Source organism: Aliirhizobium smilacinae, from assembly GCF_006335145.1.
In the GTDB taxonomy this organism is placed as follows: domain Bacteria; phylum Pseudomonadota; class Alphaproteobacteria; order Rhizobiales; family Rhizobiaceae; genus Neorhizobium; species Neorhizobium smilacinae.
The window spans coordinates 82885-102729 of record NZ_VDMN01000009.1; the positions used below are offsets into that span (position 1 = coordinate 82885).

Consider the following 19845-nt stretch of genomic DNA (forward strand, 5'->3'; position numbering starts at 1 on the left):
ATCCACGAACACTTGCAGAGGCGTAAGGTTCCGTTTGTTTCAATCATCGTCGGTAAACGAAACCAGCCGCTCTTCCCCGCGTTTGTAGCTGTGACCTTAGGAAACAGGAGCGAGCCTCATGGCTGACGATAGTACCACCATCATCCGCGCTACGTTTGATACGCGCGAAGCAGCAGACCTTGCCGTCGAGCACCTGGTGCAGCAGCACGGGATCTCGCGCCCAGACATCTTCATTCAGTCTGCGACCGATCGAAACACAACGGGCTCGAAGCCTTCCGGTGGCGATGCGTCGCACGAGGGCGGATCACGTGATGACGCTGCGCTCGAAGGGGAGATCGAGGTCTCGGCCGATATCGCTTCCGACCAGATTGCGGCTGTTCAACGCAGCCTCGGTGACGCCGGCGCGATCCGCGTGTCTGGACGCTAAATAGTTTGTGGGGCCGGCATAATGCCGGCCCCACTCGTTTAAGCTCAAGGACTAGCGAGCCGATGGCCAACAACCTCTCGACATACCGTGCCAAGCGCGACTTCAAGAAAACCGCAGAACCAAGCGGAGACGTTGAAGTCAGATCATCGAACCGCCGGCGGTTCGTGATCCAGAAGCACGACGCTACTCGGCTGCATTACGATCTTCGCCTCGAGCTCGATGGCGTGTTCAAATCCTGGGCGGTGACCAGAGGGCCGTCGCTCGATCCCGGCGACAAGCGGCTGGCCGTCGAGGTCGAGGATCATCCGCTCGATTACGGCGATTTCGAAGGGACGATCCCGAAAGGCGAGTACGGCGGCGGGACGGTGATGCTGTGGGATCGGGGATACTGGGAGCCAGAAGGCAACAGGTCACCGGAGGAGGCACTCGCCAAGGGAGATTTCAAATTCACGCTGAAGGGAGACCGGCTGCATGGCAGCTTCGTCCTGGTGCGCATGCGCCACGACCGGGACGGCGGCAAGCGCACCAACTGGCTGTTGATCAAGCATCACGACGCGTTCTCTGTCGACGAGGACGGTGCTGCCGTTCTGGAAAAGAACCTGAAATCCGTCGCGTCGGGCCGCACGATGGATGCGATCGCATCTGGCAAGGGACGCAAGCCAAAACCCTTCATGTTGAGCGAGGCGGTGGTCGAAGCGGACGCCGTCTGGGACAGCAGCCAGGGTATGGCGGCAGAGGAGCGCAAGGCCGGCCGTAACATCAAGCCGAAAGCCTCGAGGAAACCGACCTCGGTCAAACGCCCTTCATCGGCCATGCCGGACTTCATTGCGCCCCAGCTTTGCGCGACGCTGGATCGCCCACCCTCCGGCAAAGGCTGGATCCATGAGATCAAATTCGACGGCTACCGGATCCAGATGCGGGTGGAAAACGGCGAGGTCACGCTGAAGACCCGCAAGGGTCTCGACTGGACGAATAAATGGCCGGCTATTGGCTCAGCTGCGTCCTCTCTTCCCGATTGCATCATCGACGGCGAGATCTGCGCGCTCGACGAAAACGGCGCGCCTGACTTTGCAGCCCTTCAGGCGGCGCTGTCGGAGGGCAAGACGGATGATCTCGTTTACTTCGCCTTCGATCTCCTCTTCGCCGGAGATGAGGATCTGCGCGAGCTGGAGCTGACCGAGCGAAAGGAGAGATTGGCCGCGCTTCTCTCCGACGCTGGCGACGATCCGCTCCTTCGATTTGTCGAGCATTTCGAGACCGGCGGTGATGCTGTGCTGAAGTCTGCGTGTCGTTTGTCGCTGGAAGGCATCGTTTCAAAACAGGCAAAGGCGCCCTATCAGTCCGGCCGCTCAGACACTTGGGCTAAGTCGAAATGCCGCGCTGGCCATGAAGTGGTAATCGGCGCCTATGCCAAGACCAACGGCCGGTTCCGCTCGCTGCTTGTCGGCGTCAACCGCGGCAATCATTTCGTCTATGTCGGCCGGGTCGGCACGGGGTATGGCGCGAAGGTCGTTGAGACACTGTTGCCAAAACTGACGGAGGTGGAGACCTCGAAGTCGCCCTTCACCGGTATCGGCGCGCCGAAGAAAGCCGCCGATATCGTCTGGCTCAAGCCGAAACTCGTCGCAGAGATCGAGTTTGCCGGGTGGACCGCCGACGGTCAGGTGAGGCAGGCATCATTCAAGGGTTTGCGGGAAGACAAGCCGGCCGACGAGGTCGAGGTCGAGACACCGGCATCTCCGGTCGAAAACGAAGTGCCGGATCCGGAAACCGACAAGCCGGCGCCCAAACGTTTCCGCAGAGGGGCCAAGGTGGAGGTGATGGGCGTCATGATCTCCAGCCCCGATAAAGTCCTTTGGCCGGATGCCGGCGACAGACAGCCGGTCACTAAGCTCGATCTTGCGCACTATCATGAGGCAGTGGGCGCATGGCTGATCAACCACATCAAAGGTCGGCCCTGTTCGATCATCCGCACGCCGGATGGGATTGGTGGTGAACAGTTTTTCCAGCGCCATGCGATGCCGGGGACATCCAACCTGCTTGAGCTTGTTACTGTGTTCGGCGACAAAAAACCTTACCTCCAGATCGACAGGGTCGAGGGGCTGGCGGCCATCGCCCAGATTGGCGGCGTCGAACTTCATCCGTGGAACTGCGAACCCAATCAGCCCGAGGTCCCCGGACGGTTGGTCTTCGATCTCGATCCCGGTCCAGACGTCGGCTTTTCGACCGTTGTCGAGGCTGCACGGGAAATCCGCGACCGGTTGGAAGATCTTGGGCTTGTCAGCTTCTGCAAAACGACAGGCGGCAAGGGCCTGCATGTCGTCACGCCCTTGGCGGTGCCAAGGGGCAAGAAAATAAGCTGGGACGAGGCGAAAGGCTTTGCCCGTGACGTCTGCGAGCAGATGGCTCTCGACAACCCGGAACGCTTTCTGATCAAGATGGCCAAAAACCAACGGGAGGGTCGCATCTTCCTCGACTACCTGCGCAACGATCGCATGGCGACGGCAGTGGCGCCGTTGTCACCGCGGGCCCGTCCTGGCGCCACAGTCTCCATGCCGCTCACCTGGATGCAGGTTAAAGCTGACCTAGACCCGAAGCATTTTACGGTGAGGACCGTGCCGGACCTCTTGAAGAAAAGCACGGCTTGGCAGGATTATTGCGACGGACAAAGACCTCTGGCCCAGGCTATCAAGCGGCAGGCGAGGCTGACGAAAGCTGTCGCTTGATCATGCCGTCGCCGGTTACGCCACAGCTTGGTGAGAGCTCCAGAGGCGCCGCTCCGAACAGTCGCCGGACTTTGTGGACATGAAGTCGCCGAGAAGCCAAACGGCAATCCCGCTCGCTACGGTGAAACGACGTGTCCTAATGTCCAGTCTTCACTCGCCCTTAGGATGCATTCGAAGTGACTCGGAGTTGCATCGCGCAAACAGGCGTTGAGTAAATGTAGATTAAGCTTAGGTGATCGACGGACACCGGTCCGAACAAAGGTTGAGGATTGTTTCGGAATGGAACGCAAAATGGTCCACCGCATTTCAACCATCGTAATTTATGGAATGGCTTCAGTTGAGGTGCAATGATGCAGTTGGTGACCGCTGAAATACTTGAACGTCTCAAGTTGAACAACGCGACGAAGGAGGGAGACCATGCACCAGTGGTCAAGTTCTTTACCCCTTGGGCTAATGCGACATGGTTGATAGTGGACATCGACAAAGATGACGAGGACATGATGTTCGGTCTATGTGACCTTGGACTTGGCGAACCGGAGCTTGGTTACGTTTTGCTGAGTGATCTAGAAGACATTCGCGGTCCGGATGATCAGCATATCGAACGTGATCTTCATTTCCGTGGCGAACACCCAATCAGTGTCTACGCTCATGAAGCACGGCGAGCGCGACGGGTAGTTGCAGGCGATTAATATGAACGGACGGAGAAGTTTCCAGGCCATCTCCAGGCAGCTCACATTCCGTTCTGCTAAAATTAGACTAATATAATCTGCGATTAGGCTGCTGGCGGATCGAAGATACCCTTGAGTGTGCCAAGCAATCTCAACACGCCTTCATGGTTGCTTGAATAGAAAACCGTCTGTCTATCTCGTCGGATCGCTACAACTTTCAGGTCACGCATCTTCTTCAAATGTTGAGACAGTGCGGATTTGCTTATGTGGAGTGTTACGGCTAACGAACCCACGTCCTACTCGCATTGAGTGATAAGCTCAAAGATCCGTAACCTGCTATCATTGGCCATTAGGCCGAGAAGGTTGCAGCCTCGTCAAAGAGGATGTCTTCACTCACGCAAAACTCCATACGCTAAGAAAACGTCCAAAGACGTAGCGCAAGGCGTCGAGGGGCGGGTCGCGCGGAAACACGTCAACGCTAATTTGGAGTGAAACGCAAGAGTTTGTACGGTAGTCGTTAGGTCACGCGACCGTACCAAACTCGCCTAGGCGGTTGACGAACTTAGAACATTTCTTAAAATCCGAGCCATATTCAACGAAGTTTAAAGGAGGTGGCTACGATGCCTCGTCGTACCCTCAGATGGCTTTTGCCACCAAACAGTGAGCGTTGGCTCGGGACGCACGAAGCAGCAGAAGTCGCACAGGTGTGGCCGGATGGTTTGGTCGGAAATCAGGTCGAGCAGTGGAATTGGCTTGTCACCACCAACCGCAAAAGCGGCTACGTCGAGGGAACGGGTGATGATGACCGCGATTTGTACGCGGCTCAAGATTGCGCGTCGACTGCATATTTCGAGACTTGAAAAGGCCGGAAAAAATCCGGCCCCTCTGAATAGATTAATGGGGGCGGCTGTCAAACTGCTTGCGCGCTTCGGCTGCTGCCGCTTCGAATGCAATCCTAGCTTCATCGACGGTACGGTGACCAGCCAGGGCGCCCCGGCACGCGCTTCGGGCTTTAACGAAATTTAGTCCCTGTTGAGCGGGCCAGTTATCCGTGAGGTGTGCCAAGGCCTCAAATGGGCCTGCGACCTTATACGAGCCGGTGGTCGGGAACGAAACCTCGACAGGTTCGTTCCAGCGTGCGTTTGGACCAGACATGGTGTTGAACTCCCTACATATTCGCGGCGAGGGAACGGCCATCATTGGCTTAGGTTCCTCCTCCCTAATGAATATTAGGCAATTGGAATGAAAATGATCAAGGGGAGGGCGGCGTTTTGTGGAACGTGGACGTTTCGGAGATAGAAGGAAAATTCGTCGTGCGCACGACGTACAACGAGGAAATCCATGAGATGGCATTTGTTAGCGAAGGTTTTGCAAATCTTTACGCCAGAGGTCAGCGTGTCCATTATCAGGTGCTGGAAGAGATCCGCTCGAATGAGCTAAATGACCAGCCGTACACAAAATCTGACTCTTCTTATCCTATTTGAGAAAAGCGGTCTATCAACGCGCTAAATTCGCGTCCGTCGCCATCCATTAGATTGGGGTTGCGACTATGGGAATCTCTTCTTCGGCTGCTGCCCGTGCGTTCTGCTGGCTAGGATATCTCCGAGTGACACTGGCATATGTCCTTGAGCGTCGACGCCGACGTCGAACTGCCGGGGCGCAGGCTTGAGCCGCCCGTGCGAGTGGCCGTGCAAATTTATGGAGCCCTTTCCCATTTGGTTCCAGGTGCGGAATGCGTAGTGGCAAAGGATCAGGTGATGGCCTCCTTCCCGGAGCTCGGTATAGTGTTGAACGCTGACCCATCCATCCGAGCTGGTCGTCGTGTGAGGATCGTTGTTGCCCACGATCAGATGTTTGCGGCCGTTGAGCAAAGACAGCAGCTCCGAGCAGTCGCCGGCCTTTGCAGACATGAAATCGCCGAGGTGCCAGACGTCGTCATCATCCCCCACGATGGCGTTCCAGTCGCGGATGAGCGCTGCGTCATGCTCAGCCATGTTGGAGAATGGTCGCCGATCGATGCGGAGCACCCGAGGATCGCCGAAATGCGTGTCGCCCGTGAAAAAGATCACGTGCTCAACTAAAAAATCGGGTGGAGGTGTACCCGCACGCGCTGGCCACGCTCGTGAGGAAGGTGCCCCAAACCAGATCGGCGATGGTCACCGGGATCGGCCAGCCCTTAAGCGTCGAAAGATTGGTCATGTCGTAGGTGCCATAAGCTGCGAGCCCAAGCACTGCGGCATATCCAACCGCCGTCCAGATCGAACCGGCTTCAAGACCCGGCCTGACCGCAAGCACGACGATGGCAATCGCAAAGAACAGGTAAAAGACCGCGGCCACCGCAAAGTTGGGCGAGGGGAGCATCATGTCGCCAAGCTGGCGCTGGTAGAAGCTTTTCGCAATGAGGCCAAGCCAGATGGCGTCGATGATCAAAAAGGAGATCAGAGTTCCGAGGTAGGCTATAGCGATCGTCTTCATCAGTGCTCGTTCCTCGCGCAGATCATCATCAGGTGTCGATGAACCCGTAGAAGGCAGGCTTGTTCCGCATTTTCTCCCTTCCTAGCCCCCTAGGAGATCGGGTCGAATGGAGCCCGATCGCTTCCCACGTCTGTATGGAGGACACCACATGGAAGAGTACATCAGTGTCATCAGGGGTGTCGGCAAACAGCGATCTCGCTCAATGGCCTGAAACGGCCTCGTAGGAGGCTCTTGTGGCCCCGCAGCGCCCGGTCTCGACGTTTGCAAAGGGTATTCTCTTCGTTCCGGGAAATATTTCCGCTCTCGCGTGGGAGGGGGCGCGGTATAAAATGGACGTACGCTGTGGCGCTCTGGTGGCGATCCGGTTTCGAGCAGCGCGTCTCAGGTCAGGGTCTAATTCATTCGGATTTTATTAAATATGTTGGCGAATACTTTGGTTCGAGGGGCGATCGAAATCTGGGCAAGCGAGTTAATCGCGTTATCACTCAGCGGAGACTGCCATGTATCAGCGTACAGTTCTCATCGTCGAAGACGAGATCCTCATCCGGATGTTGCTCGCCGACACCCTGCTGGATGAAGGCTATGACGTGATTGAGGCGGGAAGTGTCCTTGAGGCAATTGCGATTCTAGGGCAACGAAAGGTTGACGCTGTCGTTACGGACGTCGACATGCCGGGTGGCCTCAGCGGCTTCGATCTCGCTCAGATGATTTCCGATACGCGCATGAACGTTCCGATTATCATCGCATCGGGAAGACACCGCCCAAGACCAGACGAGTTGCCGGGCGACGCTATTTTTGTCGCCAAGCCATACGGATTGGACGCTATCACGACGATGGTCGCTGGCATGATATCCAGTGAAAGACAGCGGCTGGCGAGTTGATCGGCGCGTCTGATCCGGGCCGCCATGTTTTCCCGACATTTTTTGCTTTCGGTTGATGAACGCGGCGTTTCGCGTTCGACCGTAGGGCGTTGCGTACGTCTCTGGCCGTCATCGACAGGCCGAAGTCTCTTACTTCGCGCGGATCGACCCATTTGAGCTGTGAACCCAGCGGCGCTCAAACGATGATCGTTCCGTTATCTTCGCCGTCCCAATAATGGACTCGGTCGGCATGCACTTTCAGGATGATCAGGCCTTGTGTGTCGATCCCATCTGGGAACCATCGGTCAAGCTCCTTCATCCAGTGGCGTTCAAATTCAGATTTCTCCCTGACCAAACTGGCTTCGCCCTCGACTGATATGGAAAATTCCGGGTTTTCCAAGCAAACTTGGTGGCTCAGTGAACGCCAAACTCACGCCAGGATCGCGTTCGATATCGGCAATCTTGCGCGTGGTGTCATATGAGAAGAACCAGCTCTCTCCATCGTATTCCACGTCGCCATTATTGCTCATTGGCCGGTTCGATATCTCTTCGGCCGCGACCTTGGTCGACATCATGCAAAAATCGATCTTCTTCAGTTTGGCGGCGATGTCGGACATTTTTAGCTCGGACATATCTTCCTCCTTAGAACTGGTGAATGATGGCACGGCAGTCATCAATGCGCAGAGCGAAGCCTTTGATCGGTGGCGATCATATAAACCCCTTCGAGTGCTTCACGGTCGGTGGTGCGAGGGTCGGACATGGCAAGAATTGCGGCGCGGCACAGGCGCTTATGGGAAAAAACGTCGCAGCTCTGCGTGACAAACCTGTAGAGGTCGTGACCGGCTAATCCCGACGACATTCCCTCAACGAGGACTGTGTAAACACGCGTCAGTTTCCGTCCCATGTGCGACTCCCGCTCGTGATTGGGTAGGATCCGGCACCAACGCATGAACCGAGGCGAAGTTTCATGCCATCAGGGAGATGGCCACTGTCAGAAATCCACTGACTTTCTGGATGTGGTCTGTGGCCGCTAATATCGAGCAACCTCTACATCACTCACGATGGGAGGACTGTGATGAAGGTTCGAGACAGGGAAAGCGTGTGTGACACTGGTCGCCATCCACAGTAACCAGACGATCGCACCCCATTGCAGCCATCCGCCGTAACCGCGCGAATGTCATTTCTGCACCATGCTTCCGAACCAGCACCTTACGCTCAAGTCCGTCGGAGCGACCACATGAGCGGCATTCGATCGTAATGATAGGCACTTTCACCTGCCGGAGTGTCGCGGTCAAATCGAGGACTTTCGGCTCATCGCTCAATGAGTAATCCCCGCCTGATCTATGACCCGACGCAGCGCGCCAAATTTTTCTTTCATTCGCATATTCCGTTCACGGCCCTTTCTAGCGATCTGATTCAAAATAGAGAATCCGCGATTTCGCTAAAATTATGAGACTCTATTCCTATTTTTCACCCGCTTGACTCTTTCCAGCTAACGGAACAGATACAGAACATCAAGTGTTCTGGCGGCATGAAGCTGTCCTATTCCAACCAACGCGAACCGGAAGGGACCCGCGACCGATGTCGGCTGTCCGCGCTCAAGTCCTCGCAGATCTGCGCGAACGCATCTCTTCTATCGAAGGAGAGGGGGCGAAGAAGGCCGGCTGTCTCCCTTTCGGCGTCGCGGAACTCGACGCCATTCTTCCGGGCGGGGGACTGGCAAATGGTGCTCTGCATGAGTTTGCGGGCGGCGGCTCGGGAACGGTGGATGGTGCCGCGGCTGCACTATTTGTCGCGGGAATTGCAGCCAGGAGCAACGGGCCGGTGGTCTGGTGCCTGACCCGACCGGATCTGTTTTTCCCCGCGCTCGCTCAGGTGGGTTTGGATTCGTCGAGGGTAATCTTTGTCGAGTCTGACAAGGAAGAGGACGTTGCCGCCAACATGGAAGAGGCCCTGTCCTATGGCGGACTGGGTGCCGTCGTCGGGGAGCTGGTCAGGCTGCCGATGGTCGTCAGCCGACGGCTTCAGTTGGTTGCCGAGCGGAGCGGGAGCATCGCGCTGGCAGTCCGGCGATGGCGGCGGCAAACCGAGGCGAACGACTTCGGTCAGCCGACTGCCTCCACTACAAGATGGCGGGTGAGCGTGCTTCCCTCGCAGGCGCTTCCGGTCCCGGGGATTGGACGGCCTCAATGGTTCCTTGAGTTGATGAGATCGCGTGCGGGCGAGTGTGCTGAGTTTTACGTCGGAGCGTGTGATGACAAGGGTCGTATCCATCTATCTTCCGGATCTGGCCACGGACAGGATCAGGCGGGACGATCCCGCTATTCCAGATGACCGCCCGATTGCCGTCATCGCCAGTAGCGGCGCCAAGCGCTGGGTCTCGGCAGCCGATCATGCCGCAAGGCAGATCGGTGTTAGGGTGGGGATGCCTGCCGCGAAAGCACAGGCGATTTTTCGGGGACTGATGCTGGTTGATGCGAATCCAGCGGCCGATGCCATGGCGCTGGATCGCCTGGGCTTCTGGGCGCTTGGCCACTATTCCCCGATCGTTGCCGTCGACGGCATCGATGGGCTCGTGCTCGATACGGAAGGTGCCGATCATCTCCAGGGTGGCGAGCAACCAATGATCACCGGTATCGTCAACATGTTCCGTGCCAGAAAGCTCACCGCAAGGGTCGCAATCGCAGAGACCTGGGGCGCTGCCCATGCCTGCGTGCGGGCAATCAAGCGTGATACGGTCATCGTGCCGCGCGGCGAGATTGTTCGCGCCGTCGAGAAACTGCCGATTTCCCTGCTCAGGCTTCCGGAAAAAGTCGTAGCTGATCTGCGGGTTCTCGGCTTCCAATCGATCGGAGAACTGTCGAATACACCGAGAGCGCCGCTGGCGCTTCGCTTCGGGCCGGAAGTCGGCCGTCGTCTCGATCAGATGTTCGGGCGCATGAGTGAGCCCATCGATCCCATCCGCACCGCCGACCTCGTCGAGGTCTCGCGATCGTTCCAGGAGCCGATCGGTGCGGCCGAAACCATCAACAAATATGTTGGCCGGCTGGTCGTGCAGCTTGTTTCTGAACTGGAGAAGCGCGGTCTCGGAGCCCGACGGACGGATCTGATCGTTCACAAGGTCGACAATACGATCCAGGCAATACGGGCAGGAACAGCGAAGCCGGCGCGCGATATCGCCTGGCTGACCAAGCTCTTTCGCGACCGGACCGAAAAGATCGAACCCGGCTTCGGCATCGAAAAGCTGACGCTCGTGTCCGTGTCCGCAGAGCCGCTCCCGCAAGAGCAAAAGGTCTCCTCGCTCATTGAGGAAGAGAACGCTGATATCACGCCACTGATCGACGTCTTCGCCAATCGCGGCCAACGGGTCTACCGGGTCGCTCCCTTCGCCTCCGATGTCCCCGAGCGCAGCGTCCAACGGGTTTCAGCGGTCGCCGACGAAGCCCAAGAAGGCTGGGCCAGCCACTGGCGGCGGCCGGTTCGCCTGTTCAGCCGACCCGAGCAGATCCAGGCGATCGCGATGATGCCGGACTATCCGCCCGCTACCATCACCTGGCGTGGTAAGCGCCACCGCGTCAAACGGGCCGACGGCCCGGAGCGCATTTTTGGCGAGTGGTGGATGCGGCCAAACGAGCTGGAAGCCGTTCGCGATTATTTCGTCATCGAGAACGATGATGGCGAGCGCTTCTGGATTTTCCGGTCCGGCGACGGCCTCGACCCGGAGACCGGATCGCACAAATGGTTCATGCACGGAATCTTCGCATGAATTACGCCGAACTCCAGGTGACGACCCATTTCAGCTTCCTGCGGGGTGCATCCTCCGCACAGGAGCTATTTGCCGCCGCTAAGGAACTTGGCATCGAGGCGCTTGGTGTGGTCGACCGCAATTCCTTGGCAGGGATCGTGCGCGCTCTTGAGGCATCGCGAGACACAGGGCTTCGTCTCGTCGTCGGATGTCGCCTGGATTTGCAGGACGGTATGTCGGTCCTCGTCTACCCGACCGACAAGGCGGCCTATTCGCGGCTGACCCGCTTGATCACGCTTGGCAAGGGCAGGGGCGGCAAGGACAACTGCATCCTCCACCTCGATGATGTCGCACTATACGCGGAGGGCATGATCGGCATTCTCGTGCCGGATCTCCCGGACGACACGTGCGCGCTCCAGCTGCGTAAGATGGCAGACACCTTCGGCAGGCGGGCCTATGTCTCGCTCTGTCTCCGACGGCGGCCGAACGATCAGATGCGGCTGCACCAGCTGTCGAACATGGCGGCGAAGTTTAAGGTCAAGACCGTCGTCACCAACGATGTTCTCTTCCATGAACCGTCTCGGCGGCAGCTCCAGGACATCGTCACCTGCATCCGCGAAGGCACCACGATCGACACGGTCGGGTTCGACAGGGAGCGGTTTGCCGACCGTTATCTGAAGCCGCCGGAGGAAATGGAGAGGCTCTTCCCCCGGTATCCGGAGGCACTGGCGCGGACGATGGAGATCGTCGAGCAGTGTCGGTTTTCGTTGGAAGAGCTGACCTACGAGTATCCCGAAGAAGCATTGATCGACGGGATGGACGCCCAGCAGTCTCTGGAACAGTGCGTCCGTGACTGCATTCCGATCCGCTACCCCGAAGGCCTTCCCCAAAAGGTGTTGCGCGCGGTTCGCCACGAACTCGACCTGATCAAGGAGATGGACTACGCGCCGTATTTCCTGACCGTCTACAGCATCGTCCGGTTCGCTCGCAGCCAGGGCATCCTGTGCCAGGGCAGGGGATCTGCTGCCAACTCGGCGATCTGTTACATCCTCGGGATCACCAGCATCGATCCGGAGACCAACGATCTCTTGTTCGAGCGTTTCGTCTCCAGGGAGCGCAACGAGCCGCCGGATATCGATGTCGATTTCGAGCACCAGCGGCGCGAGGAGGTCATCCAGTGGATTTATAAGACCTATGGCCGCGACCGGGCAGCGCTCGTCTGCACCGTCACCCGGTATCGGGCTAAGGGCGCCATCAAGGATGTCGGCAAGGCGATGGGTCTGCCGGAGGATGTGACAAAGGCGCTGTCATCAGGGCTCTGGTCGTGGTCGGAGGAGATTACCGAGCGCAATGTTCGCGAACTGAACATGAACCCCGACGACTACCGTCTGGTGATGACGCTGCATCTTGCGCGCGAACTGATGGGTGCCCCACGGCATCTCGGTCAGCATGTCGGCGGCTTCGTGCTTACGCGCTCGCGTCTCGACGACCTTGTGCCGATCGAGCCGGCCGCCATGGAAGATCGTCAAGTAATCGAATGGGACAAGGACGATGTCGAGGCGCTGAAAATGATGAAGGTCGACGTGCTTGCGCTCGGCATGCTGACCTGCATGCAAAAGGCGTTCAACCTAATCCGGGAGCACAAGGGAGAGGATCTTGATCTCGCCAGGGTCAAGCAGGAGGACAGCGCCACATACGCAATGATCCGTAAGGCCGATACGCTCGGAACCTTCCAGGTAGAGAGCCGGGCGCAAATGACGATGCTGCCCCGGCTGAAGCCCAGAACCTTCTATGACCTGGTTGTTCAGGTGGCGATCGTCCGGCCCGGGCCAATCCAGGGGGACATGGTTCACCCCTATCTTCGACGCCGCGAGGGCAAGGAGCCGGTTGAATACCCGACGCCTGAGCTCGAAGCCGTCCTCGGCAAGACCTTAGGCGTGCCGCTGTTTCAGGAATCAGCGATGAAGGTTGCTATGGTCTGTGCCGGATTTACCGCCGGCGAGGCCGACCAGCTGCGCAAGTCGATGGCGACGTTCAAATTCACTGGCGGTGTCTCCCGGTTCCAGGCCAAGCTGATCGACGGCATGATCAACAACGGCTATACGCGCGAATTCGCCGAGCGGACGTTCAAGCAGCTCGAAGGTTTCGGATCCTACGGTTTCCCGGAGAGCCACGCGGCATCCTTCGCTCTCATTGCCTACGCATCCTGCTTCATCAAATGCCACTTCCCGGATGCCTTCGCCGCCGCACTGATGAACTCCCTTCCGATGGGCTTTTATGCGCCCGCCCAGATCATTGGTGATGCGCGCAAGCATGGCGTTGAAGTGCGGCCTATCTCGGTTCAGCACTCGCGATGGGATTGCACGCTCGAAGAAATCCCCGGATCTGACCGCCATGCCATCCGGCTCGGTATGCGACAGGTCGATGGATTGGCCGTCGCAGATGCGGCGCGGATTGTTGCTGCCCGCATGGAGCGGCCGTTTGAGACTGTCGATGATGTCTGGCGACGATCGGAGGTGCCGGCCGAGGCGCTTGTCCAGCTGGCCGAGGCCGACGCATTCCAGCCGGCGTTTGGCCTCGAACGGCGTGATGCTCTATGGGCAATCAAGGCACTTCGCGATGAGCCGCTTCCGCTGTTCGCGGCGGCCGCCGCCCGAGAGGAGAGGGCCGTGGCCGAGCAGCAGGAACCGGAGGTCACGCTCAGGCAAATGACCGAAGGCCACAACGTCGTCGAGGATTATGCGCATGTCGGGCTGACGCTCAGGGACCACCCGATATCATTTCTTCGCCGGGATCTGACCGCGCGCCGGATCGTTACGTGCGCCGACGCGATGAATGCAAGAGACAAGAGTTTTGTCTGCGCCGCCGGTCTCGTGCTGGTCCGCCAGAAGCCGGGTAGCGCCAAGGGCGTGATGTTCATCACCATCGAGGACGAGACTGGCATCGCCAACATCGTCGTCTGGCCAAGCCTGTTCGAAAAGCGGCGACGGGTCGTCCTTGGAGCCAGCATGATGGCGATCCACGGCAAGATCCAGCGCGAAGGCGAGGTCGTTCATCTGATTGCGCGGCAGCTCGAGGACCTATCCGGAGATCTCGCAGCGCTTTCCGATCGTGATGCTGAGTTCAGGCATCCGACCGGACGGGGCGACGAGTTCGCGCATGGTTCGCCTGGTGGCGGAGATGCTCGGGACCGGCCGAAGCCGAACAAGGTTCGCGACATTTTCGTGCCCGACTTGCATATCGACACACTGATGGTCAAAACCCGGAACTTCCATTAACGTTGGCAACTAGCCCATCCGGTTCTGCCGGTGGGACACGACAGTCATCGCCCTCTTCACGGCGTGCTCCAGGGATGGTTTGGCCCAAATACGGTGACAGCTTTTTGGTCCGCCTCTGGAGGTTCGAACCCTGAGAGGGCGATGCCCAGCCTCGGAAATATGAGAAAGCCGTTTCGCTCCTTTGCGGCATCGTCGCGCTTGCGCAGGGCGGCGACGACATCGCGCTCCTTCGAGGTCATCAGATCAAGGTCGTCGAGAACCAGACCGCCGGAGATCTCCGGGAGAAGATTGATTTCGATCAAGGCGTCGTCAACAAAGACCAGAGCGGGGGATGTGTGTCCGTATTCCAATCGCGTCCTGCCGGTCCTGGTTGTCTTGACCGAACCGCGCACGCCGATCACGGCCTCGACGTCTTCTCGGCTCATACCGAACCTCAGGTCGGAAAGCCCGATCCTAGGCGCAATTAGCCATGCCAATGTCGGCTCTCCTTCACAGCGGGTTCACATCAGGCTTTCCGGTGAACCTCGACGAGTTCACATCTCTCGAGACCCGATGAAATTCCAGCATTCCGTCAAGGTTCTGCTTTTCCAGGAGTTCTTTCGCGCGTGCCCCGCTCGTTGCAGGATCGAGCCATTCCTTATAGGCCGCTGGATCGAGAATGACGGGCTGCCTGTCGTGCAGCTTCGTCATCGGACCTGCTGCCGGCATTGTGACGATCGTACAGCTTGTGATTCCAAGCTTCTCGTTATGCGCCCAAAGCCCGGCAAAGGAGAAGGGGCTGCCGCCCCGTTGATAGATCAGCCATGGGTCCTTTTTGCCGTCATCCTGATTGACGGTCCATTCGTAGAACCCGTCGGCCGGGATCAAACACCGCTTCGACTTGAACGCGTCGCGAAACGCAGGCGAGGTCCCGATCGTTTCAATGCGGGCATTGAACATGGCGCCCTTCGGGAGCTCCTTTGCCCAGAACGGCACCAACCACCAGCGCGCGGTCTCCGCCATCTGATGTCCCCCAGCATAGTTGTGAACGATCAGGACATCTTGTGTCGGAGAAATGTTGAAACGAGCCTGGGTGTTGCGGCCCCGTTCCTGATCCCAGGGGAGATCATAAAGTTCGCTGAAGGCTGGCCATTCGTGCTCAAACGTGAACCGTCCGCACATCTGTTCATCGTCTCCTGAGGATTGAGAGGTCGTAGGCAAGGTCGCCGTTGGCGATCACCCCCAGCATCATATGATCGGCCAGCTCCACCATGGCCGAGGCAACCTCTTCAGGATTCCAGCCAGCTTCGATGGCCTTCAAGGCAACATCCGCGAATGCGCTGGCCATCGCTTCCTGGCATTGCAGAAATCGATCGGGATGTCTGTCGGTTGTCGGCGGCGATATTCGTTTCATCTGGAAGACATGTCGTTTGTCGGTCGGCAGTCAAGGCGAAGCTAACAGCGAAACGCTGAACACCTTGAGCGGAACCATCCGGCTCCGGAGAAAGTTGGGCAGGCACAAGGGAGATATTGAAATGACCGACCCGAAAAACCATCCCGAGCAAGACCCGGCGGAAGGCTCGCGCGAGACGATCGAGCGCGATCTGCAACGACAAGAAGAGCAGGCCGACGATCGTAAGGCCAAATCCGGCGATGGAAGGCCGTTCGGCAGCGCCGCCGGTTCAGAGGCGGCGGAACCATCACCAGGAAGCTGAACTAGGTCGCAGGGGAATAGGAGATTAAAGTTGAGCGAAACTAACCGATCGAACAAACGGATGATCCGTATTGGAGCGACCGCGGTCATCGTCGCTATCGCGGCAGTCGCGGGAAGTTATCTCATCGGACCGGCGACAGATCCCCGCACTACGTCATCCGTGTCGGCACCCGCGCACGGCGATCCAGAGAACCTCGCGGTTCCCGCTGACCCGGCTGGCGGTTCAACCCCCTAAGGCGATGCCTCCAGCTTCTCAAACCACCCGCGATACGGCGTATTTTTGGCAAGCTTCCGGTTACAGTCCGGTGCGCCGTCTTCCCACCACACCGGTCCCCGTTCTCCGAGCGCTACCTTTGCAGCATCGACGCTCTGACGGGCCATCGTCGTCGCCGAAGGTTCGCCTTGCGCTTGCTTGACCGCCCTGCGGGCGTTCATGAGCGCTGTGACGAGGTCTTGCCGTTCATTCTCCTTGAGCGCCGGATTGCTCACCCTCCAAAGTCGTCCCCGCACGACCATGTACCGGCCATCCGGAGTTCGAGGAAGGCGGCGAGGCTCCGTCAAACCCGCTCCCGCAGATGCGATCGGTGTTCTCTATCCAAACCGAGAGAGCTTTTCGCGGCCAGCACGTCGCTTTCTCGTACCCAGACCTTCCCATCCAGATCTTCGCCCCGCCGAATGTTGGCTGCCGCAAGGTCACGATAAAACTCGGCGTAACGGACGAGCCGCCTCAGCGATTTCTCAGGCGGAGAGGCTGTGGCCTTCATCGCTTCGCAGGTGACGATGACCAACCAGACCGATGATCCATCGGTCACGGCGATCTGCCCGTTCTCGAAATAGATAAAAGGTGCGGGTTCACACAGACGGATCTCGGTTGCTTCCTGCATTTCAGCTTGCCTTTTTCTTTTTGAGATCTGCTTCAACGCTCTTGCGCAGAGCATCCATGATGTTCACGACATTAGAAGCGGGTGCAGCGTCCGCCTTTTTACCCTTTGCCGTCTTCTTCGGCTTGAGCTGCTTTTTCTTCTGCTCGATCAGTGCAAGCAGCGCATCCTGGATTGGATCGCTGACCATGTCCGGTGACCAGCGCGCGGTCTTCTGCTTGATCAGCTTTTGGACGAGCGGGATCAGCTCTTTGTCAGCCTCAGCCTCGATATCCTCAAAGTAGTTCTCTTCAGGCCGAACCTCATCGCCAAATCGCAAAGACCAGAGGACAATGCCGTCGTCGCGCGGTTCGAGGACAACGGCCCGCTCTCGGCGGCCGATCACCAGCTTCGAGATCCCGACGACCTTGTCGGCCTTCATCGCATCCCGGATGACGGCGAAGGCTTCGTGCCCGACCGGGTCGTCCGGCATCAGGTAATGAGGTTTTTCCAGATACACCCACTCAATGCTGTTGGCCGGTGCGAACTTGTCAATGTCGATGGTCTTAACCGTGTCGAGTGCGACGGCATCGAGATCGTCGTCGGTCAGGATGACGTAGTCGTTTTCGCCACGAGCATAACCCTTGCCCTCATTGTCATCCTTCACCGGCTTGCCCGTCACGGAGTCAATGTACTGCGAGACGACGCGGTTTCCCGTCTCCTTGTTCAGCGTGTGAAACCGGACCTTTTCCGCCTCTGACGTCGCCGGCATCATCGACACCGGACAGGTGACAAGCGAGAGTTTGAGATAGCCTTTCCAATAGGGACGAAGCGCCATGATTGTGTCTCCTCACCCTGCCTTGCGCTGCGGGGCAGCTTTCGAAGAGGCGGTCTTCGATGCCGCCCCGCGCGCGGCGCGCTGCCTGCCAGCGCCCGAGTTGGCGTTGGCTGCAGTGCGTTTCGGTGCGGTTTCCTTGGACTTGCCGAGGCCAGCACTTTCGCGCAGCGCTGCGAGCAGGTCGTTTGGCTTCGAGACCTCGACCGTCTTTCGCTTCGGCAATGCCTTGCCTTCGATCTTGGCTTTGACCAGCTCCGCAAGTGCGGCCTCATAACGGTCATCGAAGCTAGCCGGATCGAAGTCGCCCTTCTTCGTTGAGATGATATGCTTGGCCAGATCAAGCATTTCACCCTGGATCTTGATCTTCGGCATGTCCTCGAAGGCTTTCTTCGACGAGCGGACCTCGTAATCGTAGTTCAGTGTTGTCGCGATGAGGCCCTTGCCGTGCGGTCGGATGAGGACGGTGCGCATCCGCCGAAAGAGCACGGTCCTCGCGATCGCAGCAACTTTGGATTTGCGCATGCCATCTCTCAAGGCAGCGAACGCGTCTATGCCCATCTTGTCCGGCGTCAGGTAATAGGGCTTGTCGAAATAGACATCATCGACGTCGGAGCAGGGTATGAAGGCCTCAACCTCCAGCGTCTTGTTGCTCTCGGGGATCGTTGCCGCCACCTCATCAGGATCGATGATGATGTATTGCCCGTTTTCAATCTCGAAACCCTTGGTCTGGGATTCCTTCGGCACGGGCTCCTCCGTGTCATTGTCGATGAACACGCGGTTCACCCGGTTTCCAGTCGCGGTATTGATCGTGTTGAAGGTAATCCGCTCAGAGGTCGAGGCGGCTGTATAGAGCGCGACGCCACATGACACCTCGCCGAACTTTATAAAACCTTTCCATTGAGCACGCTGACCGGCCATATCGAACTCCTCACACAGGACGCAACCTATGCGATTCAACTGCGTCGCAGGAGACTCAGTTCCGTTTCGAAAAATGAATCATTTTCAATGGCTTGATTCAATTTTCCACTGCAACCATGAGATTCAAATCAAGCCTCTGGATTCGAAGCATTTTTTTGGCCGCGGGAGTTAATCGCATATCGCAACCGAAGGAGACATCAGATGTCGAAGAAAGAGCTGATCGATACCGGGACAGACAAGCGCTACGTCCGCTGCGACGAAAAGGGACCGTTTAAGGGGATTGTCGATGTCGGTCCCTCGCTCTCCGTCGACAAGCGGCAGAAGCCAAAACCGTCGCCAAGCCGGGTGAAGGTGACAATGGCGATCACCGCCCGGCGAAGCATTAGGGTGTCACCATGAACGGTATCGCTGGCGACCGGAACAAACCGCATCGTTGGGCGGGCCATCGCCTCGCACAGCCCTTCGGCGTCGGCAGCGTCATTCTTGTTCCGCTTAACGTAAGGCTTGGCGAGTTGTGGTGCGATCATCTTCACCTCATGTCCAAATGAGGCGAGTAGAGACCGAAACGCCTACCCCGAGTGTCGTTGGTAACTTACGGCTCCACAGTACCCCCAACCGGATCTGCAGAGACCGCCACGCTGCGCTATGCGGATTGGCTAAGGAAAAAGGGGAGGGATTTTGACAGGGAGCATATTTGACCCGCCTCTCTCTTGAGAGGCAGATATCACGATGATATAAATTATACTGCAGTGTAATATTTTCCATGGCTGTCATATCTGGCAAGCGATCGATCTCTTTTGACGATGGAGTGGTTCAGGTTCCTCTCGCGATTGACACCTCGCCAGCGACGCTGGCTATGGCCAAGAATTCAAGGAGTAACGGCATGCAGAATTTCAGGGCGATTTGCCTAGTCTCGATCTTCACGGCATCGTTGACAGGATGCGCGAGCGTCAACTCGCGACCGCTCCCGCCGGCGCCCTACACCTATCTGAGCCTCGCTGCCTGCAGGCATTATGGATCGACGATCGTCGACTGCCAATTGGAGTATGGCACGAATTTCGCGCGTCACCGTCTGGGTTCGATTCAGCAGATGGGACGCGGCTATCCATCCGCTGACGACCATCGCTATCAGGTTGTCTTCTGCGCTTCGGTGCCACGCATTCAAAAAGAGCTGCCGAACTATATCTGCCAAATCTACGGCGCACGATCGGGGGTGGATGCCGGATCGGTGCTGGTCAAGGGTGGCACGGCGGTCCGTCTCGCCAAGATTTTCGGGGATCAGGAGCAAATCCGGTATCGCTGGATGCCGGATCGTTGGTCACGCGTAGGCGATTGAGATTCCATCGTTTCGAACACG

22 protein-coding genes and 3 pseudogenes are annotated in these 19845 nt (G+C 58.0%); 12 read left to right on the top strand and 13 right to left on the bottom strand.

What is annotated here, in order from left to right:
- Positions 1-118 precede the first annotated feature (118 nt).
- From FHP24_RS26155 to FHP24_RS26165, 3 genes are all read left to right on the top strand, one after another.
- The gene (locus tag FHP24_RS26155; RefSeq protein WP_139679186.1) at positions 119-427 is read left to right on the top strand and encodes a hypothetical protein; all 309 of its coding nucleotides are present in this window, start codon (positions 119-121) and stop codon (positions 425-427) included.
- A 62-nt stretch (positions 428-489) separates the two neighbouring features.
- Positions 490-3153: a DNA ligase D gene (gene ligD / locus FHP24_RS26160; protein ID WP_139679187.1), complete on the top strand. Its 2664-nt coding sequence runs from the start codon at positions 490-492 to the stop codon at positions 3151-3153.
- Between the two features lie 347 nt (positions 3154-3500).
- Positions 3501-3842, top strand: coding sequence for a DUF2958 domain-containing protein (locus tag FHP24_RS26165; RefSeq protein WP_246091948.1), 342 nt, complete (start codon positions 3501-3503; stop codon positions 3840-3842).
- A gap of 83 nt (positions 3843-3925) precedes the next feature.
- Here FHP24_RS26165 and FHP24_RS29470 read toward each other — a convergent pair whose 3' ends face one another.
- Positions 3926-4114 carry an ArsR/SmtB family transcription factor gene (locus tag FHP24_RS29470; protein WP_139679188.1) on the bottom strand — a complete coding sequence of 63 codons (189 nt, stop codon included), beginning with the start codon at positions 4112-4114 and terminating at the stop codon, positions 3926-3928.
- Between the two features lie 327 nt (positions 4115-4441).
- On the opposite strand from FHP24_RS29470, the gene FHP24_RS26175 reads away from it, so the two are divergent.
- Positions 4442-4681 carry a hypothetical protein gene (locus FHP24_RS26175; protein WP_139679189.1) on the top strand — a complete coding sequence of 80 codons (240 nt, stop codon included), beginning with the start codon at positions 4442-4444 and terminating at the stop codon, positions 4679-4681.
- A 34-nt stretch (positions 4682-4715) separates the two neighbouring features.
- Here FHP24_RS26175 and FHP24_RS29355 read toward each other — a convergent pair whose 3' ends face one another.
- Positions 4716-5174 carry a DUF982 domain-containing protein gene (locus tag FHP24_RS29355; protein ID WP_342782359.1) on the bottom strand — a complete coding sequence of 153 codons (459 nt, stop codon included), beginning with the start codon at positions 5172-5174 and terminating at the stop codon, positions 4716-4718.
- On the opposite strand from FHP24_RS29355, the gene FHP24_RS28865 reads away from it, so the two are divergent.
- A complete protein-coding gene (locus FHP24_RS28865) occupies positions 5168-5305 on the top strand; it encodes a hypothetical protein (RefSeq protein ID WP_180356132.1) in 138 nt (45 codons plus the stop codon). The two genes, FHP24_RS29355 and FHP24_RS28865, sit on opposite strands and share 7 nt — an antisense overlap.
- A 63-nt stretch (positions 5306-5368) precedes the next feature.
- Here the strand turns inward: FHP24_RS28865 and FHP24_RS26185 are convergent, their stop codons facing one another.
- Together FHP24_RS26185 and FHP24_RS26190 are read right to left on the bottom strand one after the other, a co-directional pair.
- A complete protein-coding gene (locus tag FHP24_RS26185; RefSeq protein ID WP_139679190.1) occupies positions 5369-5890 on the bottom strand; it encodes a hydrolase in 522 nt (173 codons plus the stop codon).
- A 4-nt stretch (positions 5891-5894) separates the two neighbouring features.
- Entirely contained in the window at positions 5895-6296 is a 402-nt protein-coding gene (locus FHP24_RS26190) for a DUF2177 family protein (protein ID WP_139679191.1), read from the bottom strand.
- Between the two features lie 500 nt (positions 6297-6796).
- On the opposite strand from FHP24_RS26190, the gene FHP24_RS26195 reads away from it, so the two are divergent.
- Entirely contained in the window at positions 6797-7177 is a 381-nt protein-coding gene (locus FHP24_RS26195; protein ID WP_139679192.1) for a response regulator, read from the top strand.
- Between the two features lie 175 nt (positions 7178-7352).
- Here FHP24_RS26195 and FHP24_RS26200 read toward each other — a convergent pair.
- Positions 7353-7788 (bottom strand): annotated as a pseudogene (locus tag FHP24_RS26200) (pyridoxamine 5'-phosphate oxidase family protein).
- Positions 7789-8737: 949 nt separating this feature from the next.
- On the opposite strand from FHP24_RS26200, the gene FHP24_RS26210 reads away from it, so the two are divergent.
- The 3 genes from FHP24_RS26210 to FHP24_RS26220 are packed head-to-tail and all read left to right on the top strand — an operon-like array spanning position 8738 to position 14179.
- Positions 8738-9490 carry an ImuA family protein gene (locus FHP24_RS26210; protein WP_139679194.1) on the top strand — a complete coding sequence of 251 codons (753 nt, stop codon included), beginning with the start codon at positions 8738-8740 and terminating at the stop codon, positions 9488-9490.
- Positions 9411-10922, top strand: coding sequence for a Y-family DNA polymerase (locus FHP24_RS26215; RefSeq protein WP_139679195.1), 1512 nt, complete (start codon positions 9411-9413; stop codon positions 10920-10922). Before FHP24_RS26210 ends, FHP24_RS26215 begins: the two co-directional genes overlap by 80 nt.
- Positions 10919-14179, top strand: a complete 3261-nt coding sequence (locus tag FHP24_RS26220; protein ID WP_139679196.1) for an error-prone DNA polymerase — start codon at positions 10919-10921, stop codon at positions 14177-14179. The genes FHP24_RS26215 and FHP24_RS26220 overlap by 4 nt, the downstream gene beginning before the upstream one ends.
- A gap of 56 nt (positions 14180-14235) precedes the next feature.
- Here FHP24_RS26220 and FHP24_RS26225 read toward each other — a convergent pair whose 3' ends face one another.
- The 3 genes from FHP24_RS26225 to FHP24_RS29285 all read right to left on the bottom strand — a co-directional run bounded on the left by FHP24_RS26225 (position 14236) and on the right by FHP24_RS29285 (position 15479).
- Entirely contained in the window at positions 14236-14604 is a 369-nt protein-coding gene (locus FHP24_RS26225) for a hypothetical protein (RefSeq protein ID WP_139679197.1), read from the bottom strand.
- Positions 14605-14668: 64 nt separating this feature from the next.
- A complete protein-coding gene (locus FHP24_RS26230; RefSeq protein WP_139679198.1) occupies positions 14669-15340 on the bottom strand; it encodes an SOS response-associated peptidase in 672 nt (223 codons plus the stop codon).
- A 4-nt stretch (positions 15341-15344) separates the two neighbouring features.
- A complete protein-coding gene (locus FHP24_RS29285; RefSeq protein ID WP_281287472.1) occupies positions 15345-15479 on the bottom strand; it encodes a hypothetical protein in 135 nt (44 codons plus the stop codon).
- Here FHP24_RS29285 and FHP24_RS26235 point away from each other — a divergent pair.
- The gene (locus FHP24_RS26235) at positions 15469-15873 is read left to right on the top strand and encodes a hypothetical protein (RefSeq protein ID WP_139679199.1); all 405 of its coding nucleotides are present in this window, start codon (positions 15469-15471) and stop codon (positions 15871-15873) included. The genes FHP24_RS29285 and FHP24_RS26235 overlap by 11 nt on opposite strands.
- Before the next feature lie 230 nt (positions 15874-16103).
- On the opposite strand, the gene FHP24_RS29360 is transcribed toward FHP24_RS26235, so the two are convergent.
- The 4 genes from FHP24_RS29360 to ku (FHP24_RS26255) form a co-directional block, all read right to left on the bottom strand.
- Entirely contained in the window at positions 16104-16253 is a 150-nt protein-coding gene (locus FHP24_RS29360) for a hypothetical protein (RefSeq protein WP_342782360.1), read from the bottom strand.
- Positions 16254-16429: 176 nt separating this feature from the next.
- Positions 16430-16792 (bottom strand): hypothetical protein, encoded by a 363-nt coding sequence (locus FHP24_RS26245; RefSeq protein ID WP_139679201.1) that lies wholly within the window; start codon positions 16790-16792, stop codon positions 16430-16432.
- Positions 16758-17570, bottom strand: coding sequence for a non-homologous end joining protein Ku (gene ku / locus FHP24_RS26250; RefSeq protein WP_139679202.1), 813 nt, complete (start codon positions 17568-17570; stop codon positions 16758-16760). The genes FHP24_RS26245 and ku (FHP24_RS26250) overlap by 35 nt, the downstream gene beginning before the upstream one ends.
- 12 nt (positions 17571-17582) lie before the next feature.
- Complete coding sequence (gene ku / locus FHP24_RS26255; protein ID WP_139679203.1) at positions 17583-18488, bottom strand: non-homologous end joining protein Ku; 906 nt, start codon at positions 18486-18488, stop codon at positions 17583-17585.
- 201 nt (positions 18489-18689) lie between these two features.
- On the opposite strand from ku (FHP24_RS26255), the pseudogene FHP24_RS26260 reads away from it, so the two are divergent.
- A pseudogene (locus FHP24_RS26260) lies at positions 18690-18874 on the top strand (hypothetical protein).
- Positions 18875-18901: 27 nt separating this feature from the next.
- Here the strand turns inward: FHP24_RS26260 and FHP24_RS26265 are convergent.
- A pseudogene (locus tag FHP24_RS26265) lies at positions 18902-19045 on the bottom strand (IS110 family transposase); the annotation flags it as partial.
- 206 nt (positions 19046-19251) lie between these two features.
- Between FHP24_RS26265 and FHP24_RS26270 the strand changes: the two are divergent.
- Positions 19252-19824 (top strand): hypothetical protein, encoded by a 573-nt coding sequence (locus tag FHP24_RS26270; protein ID WP_180356133.1) that lies wholly within the window; start codon positions 19252-19254, stop codon positions 19822-19824.
- The last annotated feature ends 21 nt before the right edge of the window (positions 19825-19845 follow it).

Excerpts from the sequence above, each read along its gene's own strand:
- FHP24_RS26155 (WP_139679186.1), top strand. The coding sequence starts at position 119 with ATGGCTGACGATAGTACCACCATCATCCGCGCTACGTTTGATACGCGC.
- ligD (WP_139679187.1), top strand. The coding sequence starts at position 490 with ATGGCCAACAACCTCTCGACATACCGTGCCAAGCGCGACTTCAAGAAA.
- FHP24_RS26165 (WP_246091948.1), top strand. The coding sequence starts at position 3,501 with ATGATGCAGTTGGTGACCGCTGAAATACTTGAACGTCTCAAGTTGAAC.
- FHP24_RS26175 (WP_139679189.1), top strand. The coding sequence starts at position 4,442 with ATGCCTCGTCGTACCCTCAGATGGCTTTTGCCACCAAACAGTGAGCGT.
- FHP24_RS28865 (WP_180356132.1), top strand. The coding sequence starts at position 5,168 with ATGGCATTTGTTAGCGAAGGTTTTGCAAATCTTTACGCCAGAGGTCAG.
- FHP24_RS29355 (WP_342782359.1), bottom strand. The coding sequence starts at position 5,174 with ATGCCATCTCATGGATTTCCTCGTTGTACGTCGTGCGCACGACGAATT.
- FHP24_RS26190 (WP_139679191.1), bottom strand. The coding sequence starts at position 6,296 with ATGAAGACGATCGCTATAGCCTACCTCGGAACTCTGATCTCCTTTTTG.
- FHP24_RS26195 (WP_139679192.1), top strand. The coding sequence starts at position 6,797 with ATGTATCAGCGTACAGTTCTCATCGTCGAAGACGAGATCCTCATCCGG.
- FHP24_RS26210 (WP_139679194.1), top strand. The coding sequence starts at position 8,738 with ATGTCGGCTGTCCGCGCTCAAGTCCTCGCAGATCTGCGCGAACGCATC.
- FHP24_RS26215 (WP_139679195.1), top strand. The coding sequence starts at position 9,411 with ATGACAAGGGTCGTATCCATCTATCTTCCGGATCTGGCCACGGACAGG.
- FHP24_RS26220 (WP_139679196.1), top strand. The coding sequence starts at position 10,919 with ATGAATTACGCCGAACTCCAGGTGACGACCCATTTCAGCTTCCTGCGG.
- FHP24_RS26225 (WP_139679197.1), bottom strand. The coding sequence starts at position 14,604 with ATGAGCCGAGAAGACGTCGAGGCCGTGATCGGCGTGCGCGGTTCGGTC.
- FHP24_RS26230 (WP_139679198.1), bottom strand. The coding sequence starts at position 15,340 with ATGTGCGGACGGTTCACGTTTGAGCACGAATGGCCAGCCTTCAGCGAA.
- FHP24_RS26235 (WP_139679199.1), top strand. The coding sequence starts at position 15,469 with ATGGCCTTCAAGGCAACATCCGCGAATGCGCTGGCCATCGCTTCCTGG.
- FHP24_RS29360 (WP_342782360.1), bottom strand. The coding sequence starts at position 16,253 with ATGGCCCGTCAGAGCGTCGATGCTGCAAAGGTAGCGCTCGGAGAACGG.
- ku (WP_139679202.1), bottom strand. The coding sequence starts at position 17,570 with ATGGCGCTTCGTCCCTATTGGAAAGGCTATCTCAAACTCTCGCTTGTC.
- ku (WP_139679203.1), bottom strand. The coding sequence starts at position 18,488 with ATGGCCGGTCAGCGTGCTCAATGGAAAGGTTTTATAAAGTTCGGCGAG.
- FHP24_RS26270 (WP_180356133.1), top strand. The coding sequence starts at position 19,252 with ATGGCTGTCATATCTGGCAAGCGATCGATCTCTTTTGACGATGGAGTG.